Source organism: Kocuria sp., assembly GCF_030536815.1.
GTDB classification, from domain to species: Bacteria; Actinomycetota; Actinomycetes; order Actinomycetales; family Micrococcaceae; genus Kocuria; species Kocuria gwangalliensis.
Genome location: NZ_JAUNPE010000052.1, coordinates 3,166 through 15,224, shown reverse-complemented (window position 1 = coordinate 15,224; position 12,059 = coordinate 3,166). Strand labels below are relative to the sequence as shown.

Genomic DNA, 12,059 nt, shown 5'->3' with positions numbered 1-12,059 from the left:
GGATTCGCCGCTCACGAGACGGTGAGCACCGCCGGAGACGGGCAACGGCTGCGGGGCGTGCGGATGATCGCGCCCGTGCGATGCGCCCCGCCGGCCAATAAACCGCTGCCCGCGGAAAAGGCCGCGTGCGGTGGCTGGTTCGACCGCGAAATGACACTCCTCCCCGAGGTCGAGGGGATCATGGCGCTGGGCGGCATCGCGTGGCAGACCACCTTGGCCGCCGCCGTGCGGATGGGGTGGGGCGTGCCCAAACCCCGCCCCAAGTTCGGACACGGCGCTGTTGCCGCATTGCAGCGACCGGACGGGCGCCCCGTTCGGCTCGTGGGCTGCTACCACGTGAGCCAGCAAAACACGTTCACCGGGCGGCTGACCGAACCCATGCTGGACCGGGCGCTGGCGCTGGCGGCCGGGCGGAATCCCGAAGAGTCGCTACACTCCCAACAATGAGTGTGTGTCCCTGTGGCGGAGGTCCCGCCGGTGCGTCCTTTGCACAATGCTGTGAACCGGCACTGACCAACCAGCGATGGCCGGAGACGGCCGAGGCCCTGATGCGCTCGCGGTACACGGCCTTCGCGCTCGGCCACGAGGATCACTTGTTCCGCACCTGGCACCCCTCGACCCGCCCGTCGGAGGTCTCGGCGGACCCCGGGACCGAGTGGCTGGGACTGACCATCCATGCCACGGAAGCGGGCGGGGAACGGGACGAGAACGGCGTCGTGGAATTCACCGCGCGCTATCTCGCTGCGGGGCGAGGAGAGAGTCAACATGAGGTGTCCCTGTTCCGCAAGCGCGCCGGCCGCTGGATGTACGTGGCAGCCTTGACCGGCGGAGAGCAGTGACGGTTCCTCGTCCTTCGAGGGCGCGTCGCGAGCGCGCTTGGAGTGCGCTGCGTGCCAACGTGGCCGGATTGCCGCCGTCGTGTTTTGCGATGGTGATGGGCAGCGGCATAGTGTCCGTTGGGGCCTACCAATTGGGATTATCGGGACTCTCCCGCGCAATCATGGCCATTGCCGTGGTGGCGTTCGTGATCCTGGTGGGGCTGTCACTGTGGCGGGCTGTGGCCTTCCGGAACTCGCTCATGGACGACCTTCATGACCCGTCCAGGGCCTTCGGGTTCTTCACCGGTGTGGCCGCAACCAATGTGGTGGCCATTTGTCTGATTGCGATCGGGATACACGCCGGGGGGCTGGTTTTGCTTGCTGCGTCGGCCGTGGGGTGGGTGATCCTAGGATACCTGGTGCCGTGGTTCGCCGTCCTGGGGCGTGCTGAGCGGCCGGTCCTGAAGTTGGCCAATGGTTCGTGGTTCATTTGGGTGGTTGCCGTTCAATCCATGGCCGTGGTCAGTGCCACCCTGGAACCGCTTTACCCGGATGGGCGGCAGTTACTGTCCGTGATAGCGGTCATGTGCTGGTCCATCGGGCTCATCCTCTACGCCGCGTGCGCCGTGTTCCTGTCCCTGCGCTTGCTGGTGTATCCGCTCACGCCGGAGAATATCGACCCGCCATACTGGGTGGCCATGGGTTCCCTGGCCATCTCGGTGGTGGCGGGCGCATTGATTGTGGAAATGGACAGCGCCCCCATGGTTGATGTGACCCGCGGGCTGGTGGCCGGCCTGGCCGTGGTGCTGTGGTGTTTCGCCACGTGGCTGATCCCGGTGCTCGTTGCCCTGGGAATCTGGCGGCACGCGGCCAGGAAAATTCCGCTGACGTACCACGCGTCCTGGTGGTCCATGGTGTTCCCACTGGGCATGTACGCAGTGGCGGGGATGTATTTGGGACGGGCCAACCATCTGCCCCTGCTCACCGACATCGGTCAGTGGTTCTACTGGGTGGGAGCTGCCGCGTGGGCGATCACGCTGGTGGCGATGCTGGGCAGGGGGGCACGAACGGCCATGGGTCTGCGCCGCGTTACCGGGATGACCGTTGAATCGTAGGGCTGTTGCTCAGCGCAATTCGTACAGTTTGATTCCCAGAGCGTGAGCCACGCCCGCGGCGCGGCCGGCGTCCGCGGTCATGCCGGTGATCATCTCCTGGGGATCGGGGTGGCTGCCCAGGGCCGAGAGGTACTGCTTGTGACAGCGCAGCGAGTCGACCGCGGCGTCGATATTGGCCTCGGTGAGCTCGACGGCGTAATCAGGAACCACTCCGTTGACGATCAGTCGGGTCACGCCCCACGGCTCCAGGCCCTCACCAGCCATGAGATCGCGGAACACCCAGGGGTTGTCGGCATCCCGTATGGCGTCCAGAGTGGCGAGCCCCGCAGCGCGGTGATCGGCCTGATTCAGACCCCACGTGGCCTTCTCATCCCAGTTCAAGGTGACCACGGTGTCCGGCTTGATCTTCCGAATTTCCCGGGCAATGCGTTTGCGCAGGTCCAGCCCGTGTTCGAGCATGCCGTCCGGCAGATCCAGGATGGTGAGGTTCTCAACTCCCACGGCCGCGCAGGCCTCCCGCTGTTCCCGGGACCGCAGCGGGCCGACCTCGCTCGGATCCTTGCCCCGGATGCCGGCCTCGCCCGCGGTCAGCAGTAGGTAGGACACGTGTGCGCCGTGTTCCACCCATCGGGCAACGGCCGCGGAACCGCCGTACTCCATGTCATCCGGGTGGGCCACCACGCACAAAACGGTCTGCACCTGGGAATCGTCAAAAATAGGGAGATCAGCCATGGCTTCAGCGTAGACAGCCCCAACGCAGACGGCCAAGCCTGCAGCCCCTGGTGTTCGCCGGGCGGCGGCGTAGGGTGAAGTCATGGACGTTCAAATTGTCAAAGGTGACATCACCAAGGTGCACGTAGACGCCATTGTCAACGCCGCCAACTCCAAACTGCTCGGAGGCGGGGGAGTGGACGGCGCCATTCATCGCGCGGCGGGCAAACAACTTCTGGAAGAGTGCAAGCAGCTGCGCGAAACCACCCTCAAGGACGGCCTTCCGGCGGGCCGGGCCGTGGCCACGGACGGGTACAACCTTCCCGCGCGATGGGTGATCCACACCGTGGGCCCCGTGTTCGCCAAGAAAACCGATCGAAGCGACATCCTGGCCTCCTGCTATCGGGAGTCCCTGCGAGTGGCGGACGAGATCGGCGCGAAATCCGTGGCCTTCCCCGCCATCTCCGCCGGAATCTACGGCTGGCCCATGGACAACGCCACGGAAATTGCTGTGCGCACCGTGCGGGAAACGGATACGTCCGTGGAAACCGTCATTTTCGTGCCGTTCTCCCAAGACGCCGAAGAGATGTTCCACGAGGCCCTCGGCCGCTGAACCTAGATCAGACCCAAGTCCCGAACGGCCGAGCGCTCCGACTCGAGCTCGGCCACGGACGCGTCAATGCGCGAGCGGGAGAAGGCCGAAACATCCAGGTCTTCCACGATCGACCACTCACCGTTGGACGTGGTCACCGGGAACGAGCTGACCAGACCCTCCGGGACACCGTAAGACCCGTCGGAGACCACGGCCATGGAGGTCCAATTGCCGTCCTCCGTGCCGCGGAACAGGTCCCGGGCATGGTCAATGGTCGCACCGGCGGCGGACGCTGCGGACGAGGTACCCCGTGCCGCAAGAATTTCCGCCCCGCGCTTGGCGACCCGGGGGATGTACTCCTCCTCCACCCACGAGTGATCCACCAGCTCCAGGGCCGGTTTGCCCGCCACCGTGGTGTGACTTAGATCCGGGTACTGCGTGGCGGAGTGATTGCCCCAAATGCTCATGCGCTTGATGTCGGTGACAGGCGCACCGGTCTGCTGGGACAGCAGTGAGATGGCCCGGTTGTGGTCCAGACGGGTCAGCGCACTGAAACGATCCGCGGGGACGTCCGGAGCGTTTTGCTGCGCAATCAACGCGTTGGTGTTCGCGGGGTTACCGGTCACCACCACGCGCACATCGTCTGCCGCTGCCTTGTTCAACGCTGCGCCCTGCGCAGTGAAGATCGCACCATTGGCCTCCAACAGGTCCCCGCGCTCCATACCCTTGGTCCGGGGGCGGGCACCCACGAGAAATGCCAGGTTGGCGCCGTCGAAGACCTTCTCCGGATCATCACCCGTCTGCACATCCGCCAGCAGCGGGAAAGCGCAGTCCATGAGTTCCATGACCACGCCGTCCAGCGCGCCCAGGGCGGGGGGAATCTCCAGCAATTGCAGGCGCACCGGCTGATCAGGACCGAACAGCTCGCCCTGCGAGATGCGGAACAACAGGCTGTAACAGATCTGGCCTGCGGCTCCGGTGACGGCAACGTTGACGGGTGCTGGACTCATGGATCCTCCTGAGGCGCGGCGTGACGCCGGTTACGCGGACGTGCAATGGTTTCGAGACTAGCAGCGGGAAGTTCAGCGCACGGCTAAAGATGGCCCAAGGTGCTGACATGACGCGTGGCGCACAGCACAATGAAGACATGGCAACTACCGCATTTCAGGGAAACACCGTCCACATTTCCGGCGAACTGCCGGACTCCGGCACCACCGCGCCCACCTTTGACCTGGTGGGCTCCGATCTCAGCCCCGTGACGTCCCAGGATTTCTCGGGCAAGCGCGTGGTCCTCAACATTTTCCCCTCGTTGGACACCGGCGTGTGCGCCCAGTCCGTGCGGGAGTTCAACGAGCGCGCGGCGTCCTTCGACAACACCGCAGTGGTCTGCGTGTCCAAGGACCTGCCGTTCGCCCATGATCGCTTCTGCAGCGCCGAGGGCATCCAGAATGTCACCACCGGTTCGGCCTTCCGCTCGAACTTCGGTGAGGACTACGGCCTGGTTCAGAGCGACGGACCGCTTGAGGGTCTGCTGGCTCGTGCGGTGGTCGTTCTCGACGAGAGCGGCAAGGTGGTCTACACCCAGCTCGTGGACGAGATCACCAACGAGCCCGATTACGACGCCGTTGCGGACGTCTTGTCCTAAGCACTCCCGGTGAGGGGGCGGGGCCTTAGGGTCCCGCCTCTTTTTCATGCCCGATTTCTCACGGGTCAGGGTCGTGGCAGCAAGTAGGTCACAACCACGCCGCCGCGCCGCCCCCGAAGAGGCGACGCGGCGGCGTCGTCGATCTTAGAACGCGCTAGGCGGTCAGGCGCTGAGCGAATCCACGATCTTGTTCAGCGTGGCCGAGGGGCGCATCACGTTGGAGGCCTTTTCGTTGCTGGGCCAGTAGTAGCCGCCGATGTCGGCGGGCGAACCCTGGACCTCGAGCAGCTCCGTGAGGACGGTGTCCTCGTTGGCGCGCAGTTCCGAAGCAACCTTCTCGAAGGCCTTGGCCAACTCGGGGTCCTCGGTCTGCTTGGCCAGTTCCTCGGCCCAGAACAGGGCGAGGTAGAAGTGCGAACCGCGGTTGTCGAGCTCGCCGGCCTTGCGGGACGGGGACTTGTTCTCGTTGAGGAACGTGCCCGTGGCGCGGTCCAGCGTGTCCGCCAGAACCTGAGCCTTGGGGTTGTCGTACCGAGTGGCCAGGTGCTCGAAGGAAGCCGCCAGGGCCAGGAACTCGCCCAGCGAATCCCACCGCAAGTGGTTTTCCGCCACGAGCTGTTGGACGTGCTTGGGAGCGGAACCACCGGCACCGGTCTCGAACAGGCCGCCGCCGTTCATCAGCGGAACAATGGACAGCATCTTGGCGGAGGTGCCCAGTTCCAGAATGGGGAACAGGTCGGTGAGGTAGTCACGCAGCACGTTGCCGGTCACGGAGATGGTGTCCTCGCCGCGGCGGATGCGCTCGATCGTGAACGTGGTGGCGTCCTCGGGGGAGAGAATCCGGATGTCCAGACCGTCGGTGTCCTCGTCCGCCAGGTACTGGTTGACCTTCTCCATGAGGTTGCGGTCGTGGGCGCGGGACTCGTCCAACCAGAACACGGCGGGCATGCCGGAATCGCGCGAACGACGAACAGCCAACTGGACCCAGTCCTTGATGGGGGCGTCCTTGGCCTGGCACGCGCGCCAGATGTCACCGGGCCGAACCTCGTGGGACAGCAGAACATCGCCGGCCTGGTTGACGACCTGCACGGTACCGGCCTTCTCGATCTCGAAGGTCTTGTCGTGCGAACCGTACTCCTCGGCCTTCTGCGCCATGAGACCCACGTTGGGAACGGTGCCCATGGTGGTGGGGTCGTAGGCGCCGTTGGCGCGGCAGTCCTCGATCACGGCCTGGTACACACCGGCGTAGGAGGAATCCGGCAGCACCGCCAGGGTGTCTTCCTGCTGGCCCTCGCGGCCCCACATTTTGCCGGAGGTGCGAATCATCGCGGGCATGGAAGCATCCACGATCACGTCTGAGGGCACGTGCAGGTTGGTGATGCCCTTGTCCGAGTTCACGTACGCGAGTTCGGGGCCGTTGGTGATGCCCTCTTCGATGGCGGCCTTGATCTTGTCACCGTCAGCCACGTTGGCCAGGCCGGAGAGAATCCCGCCCAGACCATCGTTGGGGGACAGGCCGGCGGCGGCCAGCTGATCGCCGTACTGGGCGAAGACCTCGGGGAAGAACGCCTTGACCACGTGGCCGAAAATGATGGGGTCGGAGACCTTCATCATGGTGGCCTTGAGGTGGGTCGAGAACAGCACGTCCTCTTCCTTGGCGCGGGCCACCTGGGCCTTGAGGAACTCGTCGAGAGCCGAGGCGCTCATGAAGGTCGCGTCGACCACTTCACCCTTGAGAACCGGCACGGATTCCTTGAGCACCTCGGTGCCCTGGTCGGTGACCAGCTGGATCTTCAGGGTGTCATCGGCGGGCATGACCACGGACCGCTCATTGGAGCGGAAGTCGTTCTCGCCCATGGTGGCCACGTTGGTCTTGGAGTCCGCGGACCACTCACCCATGGAGTGCGGGTGCTTCTTGGCGTAGTTCTTCACGGCCTTGGGAGCGCGGCGGTCCGAGTTACCCTCGCGCAGCACGGGGTTCACGGCGGAACCCTTGACCTTGTCGTAGCGGGCGCGGATGTCCTTGTCCTCGTCCGTCACGGCCTCCTCCGGGTAATCCGGGATGTCGTAGCCGTCGGCCTGCAGCTCTGCAATGGCGGCCTTGAGCTGCGGGATGGAGGCGGAGATGTTGGGAAGCTTCACAATGTTGGCTTCCGGGGTCTTGGCCAGTTCGCCCAATTCGGTGAGGGCATCGGCCACGCGCTGTTCCTCGGTCAGACGGTCCGGGAACTGGGCGGCAATGCGGCCGGCCAGGGAAATATCCCGGGTTTCGACCTCGACACCGGCGGTGGAAGCGAAGGCCTCAACCACGGGCTTGAAGGAATAAGTGGCCAGCAGGGGCGCTTCATCCGTCTTGGTGTAAATGATCTTGGGCATGGGGCAATGACTCCTTGGTTTGACGGTCACTGGACTGCCCTCCAGCCTACCCCGTGGCCGTCACCACACCCGGAGGGTTTCACGCATCCTCGGTCGCCGGATCCGGTCGAGCGGGTTACGCGGGGCGGGGGTCAGTTGTCCGGGTACTCCAAGTCCTCCTGGGCCTCCACGGCCAGGGCCAGTCCCGCACCGGAATACAGGTTGATCACGGTGTCCACACCGAGCTTCTCCAATTCCGAGACCTGGTCCTCGTACTGGGCCACGGCGGCCACTCGTCCGGCGAAATCGGAGTGGTGCAGTTCCTTCAGCGCGGAAAGATTTGCGTCATGGAACGGCATGGCGAGCACGGCGATTTTCACGTGCCCGGTGGCCGAGATCCGGTCCCACACGTCCGCGTCCGTGGCGTCGGCGTTCTCGACGTCGTAGCCGCGCCCCCACAGGTGGTGCGCCCGCAAGGGATCGATCTCCAGGCCGACCACCTTGTGCGAGGTCGTGGCGGTGAACTCGTCATAGGTGGCGGTGCCCACCCGGCCCATCCCCATCACCAGGACATCCGCGCGGGTGAGGTCCAGTGGCCTGTCTTCCGGGTGGAGTTTGTCCTGGGGCGCCTCGGGAACTGCGCGCAGCAACGCGTTGGTGATCATGCTGCCGCGGCGGTTGAGCACGGTGGAGACCACAAAGCTGAGCGCCACGGCGCAGGCGAGCATGACCAGCCAGTCGTCGTCGAGCTGCCCGGAGACCACGGCGGTCGAGCCCACGATGAGCGCGAACTCCGAATAGTTGGCCAGGGCGAGGGCCCCGCGCACCGCCGTGCGGCGTCGTAATCCGCACAGGGTGAGCGTGGCGGCCATGGCCGCCGACTGCATGGGGATCAACAGGCACAGGATCACGGCCATGACGAGCATTTCCACGCTGGGTAGCCCGTAGAAGCCGATGCTCACGAAGAAGCCCACGAGCAAAAGGTCCTTGACCGTGAGAATGGACTTGGCGAGGTCACGTGCCAGGGGGTGTGAGGCCAGAAGCACACCGACCAGCAGGGCACCCAAGTCACCCTTGAGCCCGGTGACCGTGAAGGCCCACCATCCCGGGACCAACGCCATGACCACACCGAACAAGGCCAGCAGCTCCCCGTGCCCCAATCGGGACCACAACACTCGCGCGAGCCTGGTCACGGGCCACAGCAATGCGAGCACGAGAAGCGCCCAGAGGGAGGGGAGGTGGCCGCTGGAGATGGTGAGGTACAGGACCGCAGCAATGTCCTGAAGGACCAGAATGCCCACGGCCACCCGCCCGTACAAGGAGTTGGACTCGCCGCGCTCATCCAGAATCTTCACGACCAACACGGTGGACGAGAAGGACAGCGCAAAGGCCACGAGGAAGACCGTCCCCGGCGTTTCACCGGCCAACTCCAGGCCGGCCAGCATCATGAGCCACAGCATTAAGGCACCACCCACGGCGCTGACGGCCATGTGAATGGTGCCCGCCGCCCACACCTCTTTGCCGAGCAGGGTGCGCAGATCCAGCTTCAGCCCGATACCGAACAGCAGGAGCGTGACGCCCAGCTCGGACAGTAGTTCCAGCTCGTCCAGCCGTTGCACACCCAGTCCGTTGAGGATGAACCCCGCGGCCAGAAAGCCCAGTAGCGGGGGTAGCCGAATCACATGCGCGAATGCGCCCAGCCCCATGACCACCACCAGGTAGACGGCCACGGTGGTCATGGCTCAGCTGGTTTCAACGGTGGCGCGTGGCGGGGGCGTCATGACTCGTTACCGGTCGAGGGTGTCTTGAATTCGCGCGCGTTCCTTTTCAAGCTTGCGGACGCGGTGACTCAGCGTGAACATGCGCACCGATCCCACGAGCGCCATGACCAGGGCGCCCGCCACGGCTGACAGCAGCATGGCCACGCCCAGCGGCAGGCTGAACTGCCACGCCATGTACTCGAATCGTGTGGACACGTTGTTCTGGATGATGAAAATCAGGAGCAGGATCAGGATGATCACACCCAGGATCAGCGCGGCCCACACAATGCCGGACACGCCGGCCTTCTTGGGACCGTCCAGCGTGGGGTCGGTGGCCCGCGCCGTCCGCGTGTCCTGTCGTTCGTCCCGAGGTGCTGCCGCCGACGCCGACGTCGCGCGGTCGCGCGCAGCAGTGCGCTCGCCCGGGTGCCCGGTCCCGGTTTCGTAGCGGACACCGGAGTCCGATGACTCACGGCGAGGTTGTGCGGGTTCTTGCGGATGTTGAGTCATGGCGCTTCCTCCGGGTCGTTAGTGCCTCTTGTGAACAGCGTAGTCACACCGACAGTTGAGCGGGATAGCTGCCGTGGCCCGAACCGGAATCGTCTCCCTCGGTGGCGTGGTGTTTCCGGTTTGTGACCTTTGGGTAACAAATGCCGCTTATTCGTTGAACACGGTCGTCGATGCACCGTGTTCGTGATGAACGACCGGTAACCTATCAATCATTGTGAGGTGAAACACACCTCACGCTCGCCTTAATCAACTCGCGGTGGAAGCACACCGTGGTGCTCCACCGATCGTGAACACCACACCAGGAGAGAAACGTCATGGGAAAATACACCTTTAAAGGCAAGGCAGCCGTCTCAGTTGCGGCCATCGCCGCACTGGCACTGACCGGCTGCGCGAACGTCGGCGGCGGTGGCGGCGGAGAAGAAACCAGCGGTGGTGATAACGGCGGCGGGCAAGAGGGTGGCGTGCTCACCATTGCCGAGACCAATGCCTTCACCGGCGCCAACCCCGGGTACACCAAGGCCAATCTGGACATCAATGGCAAGGTGGCCACGGGTACCCGCGAAGGTTTCATGTATGTGAATCCCTCCCAGGAAATCCAGCGTAATGAAGGGTTCGGCACCTTTGAGAAAACTTCTGATGATCCGCTGACCGTTGAATACACCTTGAACGATCCCCAATGGTCCGACGGCAACAAGATCGACAAGGCCGACGTGATGCTCTGGTGGGCCACCAGTTCCGGTTACTACGATGACGGCGATGCAGAAGCCAAGACCGGCAAGGATTACTTCACCATTGCCGGATCCACGGACATTCTGGGCCACACGGACATTCCCGAGTTCTCCGAGGACGGGAAGTCCTTCACCCTCAAGTACGACGAGCCCCAGGCCGACTGGGAGATCGCCATGGATCAGGACTATCTGCACCCCGCTCACGTGGTTGCCGAAGAGGCCGGTATGACCGAGGAAGAGCTGCTCACCGTGCTGGAGGACTCGCCCAAGGGCGATCCGGAAAGCCCCAAGGAGAATGCCGACCTCGCCAAGATCGGCGAGGCGTGGGACACCGCTTTCAACTTCACCAAGACCCCCGAGAACGACAAGCTGCTCTTGTCCAACGGCCCTTACAAGATCAAGGACATTGTCGAGGGCAGCTCCCTGACCATGGTCAAGAACGACCAGTACAACGGTGAGCACCAAGGCAAGTTGGACGAGATCACCGTTCGCTTCATCGGTGACTCCACTGCTCAGATTCAGGCCTTGCGCAACGGCGAGGTCGACATCATGGCACCGGTGAGTGTCAACAAGGACACCATTGACCAGGTGAAGGAAATCGACTCGGTCAATGTGCTGCAGGGGCAGGACCTGTCCTACGACCACGTGGATCTCAATTTCGGAACCGAAACGTTCAAGGACAAGGACGTCCGAGAGGCCTTCCTCAAGACCATTCCGCGCCAGCAAATCGTTGATCAGCTGATCAAGCCGGTCACCGACGAAGCATCCGTGTTGAATTCCCAGATGTATGTCTCCAGCCAGGGCGAACCGTACGAGAAGGCCACGGAGAACAACGAAGCGGAGAACCTTTACGGTGAGGTCGATATCGACGGCGCCAAGGAGCTGCTCGACGGTAAGACCCCGACCGTTCGCATCCTGTACAACAACGAGAACCCCGCGCGCGTCGACTCGTTCCAGTTGATCAAGGAGTCCGCCGAGAAGGCCGGCTTCAAGGTCGAGGACCTGGGCGATCCGAGCTGGTCCGAGAAGCTGCCCGACGGTGACTACGAGGCGTCGCTGTTCGGCTGGGTGTCCCCGGGCGTGGGTACCGAAGTGCTGTCCCAGATCTTCAAGACCGGGGGCGGCGGTAACTATAACGACTACTCCAACCCCGACGTGGACAAGCTCGTGGATGAGGCCCGCTCCAACCTGGACAATGAGTCCCGCGTGGATCAAATGGTCGAGATCGACAAGCACACCTTCGAGGATGCCTACGGCCTGCCGTTGTTCCAGAACCCCGGCTTCTTCGGCGTATCCGAGGACGTCGAAGGTGTGCAGTACCAGCCCAACCAGGACGGTGCCTTCTGGAACCTCTGGGAGTGGTCGCGTAAGTAAGGGTGATTCGCTCACTCGCATGAGTTGAATCCGCCCCCACGGATACGCTGTGCGGGCTCGGGCAACCGGGCCCGCACAGCGGCCGTGACTACGCACTCTCAAGGCAGCGACATGATCTCTTACATTCTTCGCCGGCTCATCACAGCCGTTCTGATTCTTCTGGGCGCCTCGTTCATCGTGTACATCATGACCGCAGCGTCGGGTGACCCCCTTTGGGACCTCTACGGACATCCCAACGCGGCCCAACTGATTCCGGACCGTATCGACTCACTGAACCTCGACCAGCCGCCCATTTTGCGGTACTTCACCTGGCTCGGCGGTGCACTCGGCTGCTTGGTTCCGTTCTCGGACATGTGCAGCCTAGGCGTCACACGTGACGGTTTGGAGGTCACCCAACTTCTGCTGTTCGCCATGGGCCAGACCATCATGCTGGTGACCGCGGGAACCATCC

Annotated in this window: 11 protein-coding genes and 1 pseudogene; 7 read left to right on the top strand and 5 right to left on the bottom strand. The window is 63.8% G+C overall.

What is annotated here, in order from left to right:
* The 3 genes from Q4E95_RS06765 to Q4E95_RS06755 form a co-directional block, all read left to right on the top strand.
* Positions 1 to 447, top strand: a 447-nt coding sequence (locus Q4E95_RS06765) for a uracil-DNA glycosylase family protein (protein WP_303382591.1), incomplete at its 5' end; no start/stop codon positions are given.
* A complete protein-coding gene (locus Q4E95_RS06760) occupies positions 444 to 839 on the top strand; it encodes a YchJ family protein (protein ID WP_303382590.1) in 396 nt (131 codons plus the stop codon). The genes Q4E95_RS06765 and Q4E95_RS06760, both read left to right, overlap by 4 nt.
* Positions 836 to 1,933, top strand: coding sequence for a tellurite resistance/C4-dicarboxylate transporter family protein (locus tag Q4E95_RS06755; protein WP_368660314.1), 1,098 nt, complete (start codon positions 836 to 838; stop codon positions 1,931 to 1,933). The genes Q4E95_RS06760 and Q4E95_RS06755 overlap by 4 nt, the downstream gene beginning before the upstream one ends.
* A gap of 9 nt (positions 1,934 to 1,942) precedes the next feature.
* Here Q4E95_RS06755 and Q4E95_RS06750 read toward each other — a convergent pair whose 3' ends face one another.
* Entirely contained in the window at positions 1,943 to 2,665 is a 723-nt protein-coding gene (locus tag Q4E95_RS06750) for a PIG-L deacetylase family protein (RefSeq protein WP_303382589.1), read from the bottom strand.
* An 82-nt stretch (positions 2,666 to 2,747) separates the two neighbouring features.
* Between Q4E95_RS06750 and Q4E95_RS06745 the strand changes: the two genes are divergently transcribed.
* Entirely contained in the window at positions 2,748 to 3,257 is a 510-nt protein-coding gene (locus Q4E95_RS06745; protein WP_303382588.1) for an O-acetyl-ADP-ribose deacetylase, read from the top strand.
* A 2-nt stretch (positions 3,258 to 3,259) separates the two neighbouring features.
* On the opposite strand, the gene Q4E95_RS06740 is transcribed toward Q4E95_RS06745, so the two are convergent.
* Positions 3,260 to 4,246: a malate dehydrogenase gene (locus Q4E95_RS06740; RefSeq protein ID WP_303382587.1), complete on the bottom strand. Its 987-nt coding sequence runs from the start codon at positions 4,244 to 4,246 to the stop codon at positions 3,260 to 3,262.
* Positions 4,247 to 4,383: 137 nt separating this feature from the next.
* Between Q4E95_RS06740 and tpx the strand changes: the two genes are divergently transcribed.
* Positions 4,384 to 4,881, top strand: a complete 498-nt coding sequence (gene tpx, locus Q4E95_RS06735; protein WP_303382586.1) for a thiol peroxidase — start codon at positions 4,384 to 4,386, stop codon at positions 4,879 to 4,881.
* Positions 4,882 to 5,043: 162 nt separating this feature from the next.
* Here tpx and Q4E95_RS06730 read toward each other — a convergent pair whose 3' ends face one another.
* The 3 genes from Q4E95_RS06730 to Q4E95_RS06720 all read right to left on the bottom strand — a co-directional run bounded on the left by Q4E95_RS06730 (position 5,044) and on the right by Q4E95_RS06720 (position 9,506).
* The gene (locus Q4E95_RS06730) at positions 5,044 to 7,257 is read right to left on the bottom strand and encodes an NADP-dependent isocitrate dehydrogenase (protein WP_303382585.1); all 2,214 of its coding nucleotides are present in this window, start codon (positions 7,255 to 7,257) and stop codon (positions 5,044 to 5,046) included.
* A gap of 131 nt (positions 7,258 to 7,388) precedes the next feature.
* Entirely contained in the window at positions 7,389 to 8,975 is a 1,587-nt protein-coding gene (locus tag Q4E95_RS06725; protein ID WP_303382584.1) for a cation:proton antiporter family protein, read from the bottom strand.
* A 48-nt stretch (positions 8,976 to 9,023) separates the two neighbouring features.
* Complete coding sequence (locus tag Q4E95_RS06720) at positions 9,024 to 9,506, bottom strand: lipopolysaccharide assembly LapA domain-containing protein (protein ID WP_303382583.1); 483 nt, start codon at positions 9,504 to 9,506, stop codon at positions 9,024 to 9,026.
* 314 nt (positions 9,507 to 9,820) lie between these two features.
* Between Q4E95_RS06720 and Q4E95_RS06715 the strand changes: the two genes are divergently transcribed.
* Together Q4E95_RS06715 and Q4E95_RS06710 are read left to right on the top strand one after the other, a co-directional pair.
* Positions 9,821 to 11,608 (top strand): ABC transporter family substrate-binding protein, encoded by a 1,788-nt coding sequence (locus tag Q4E95_RS06715; protein ID WP_303382582.1) that lies wholly within the window; start codon positions 9,821 to 9,823, stop codon positions 11,606 to 11,608.
* 111 nt (positions 11,609 to 11,719) lie between these two features.
* Positions 11,720 to 12,059: pseudogene (locus Q4E95_RS06710) on the top strand (ABC transporter permease); the annotation flags it as partial.

What these genes read in the sequence shown, in the direction of transcription:
- Q4E95_RS06760 (WP_303382590.1), top strand. Translation starts at nt 444, where the DNA reads ATGAGTGTGTGTCCCTGTGGCGGAGGTCCCGCCGGTGCGTCCTTTGCA.
- Q4E95_RS06750 (WP_303382589.1), bottom strand. Translation starts at nt 2,665, where the DNA reads ATGGCTGATCTCCCTATTTTTGACGATTCCCAGGTGCAGACCGTTTTG.
- Q4E95_RS06745 (WP_303382588.1), top strand. Translation starts at nt 2,748, where the DNA reads ATGGACGTTCAAATTGTCAAAGGTGACATCACCAAGGTGCACGTAGAC.
- Q4E95_RS06740 (WP_303382587.1), bottom strand. Translation starts at nt 4,246, where the DNA reads ATGAGTCCAGCACCCGTCAACGTTGCCGTCACCGGAGCCGCAGGCCAG.
- tpx (WP_303382586.1), top strand. Translation starts at nt 4,384, where the DNA reads ATGGCAACTACCGCATTTCAGGGAAACACCGTCCACATTTCCGGCGAA.
- Q4E95_RS06730 (WP_303382585.1), bottom strand. Translation starts at nt 7,257, where the DNA reads ATGCCCAAGATCATTTACACCAAGACGGATGAAGCGCCCCTGCTGGCC.
- Q4E95_RS06725 (WP_303382584.1), bottom strand. Translation starts at nt 8,975, where the DNA reads ATGACCACCGTGGCCGTCTACCTGGTGGTGGTCATGGGGCTGGGCGCA.
- Q4E95_RS06720 (WP_303382583.1), bottom strand. Translation starts at nt 9,506, where the DNA reads ATGACTCAACATCCGCAAGAACCCGCACAACCTCGCCGTGAGTCATCG.
- Q4E95_RS06715 (WP_303382582.1), top strand. Translation starts at nt 9,821, where the DNA reads ATGGGAAAATACACCTTTAAAGGCAAGGCAGCCGTCTCAGTTGCGGCC.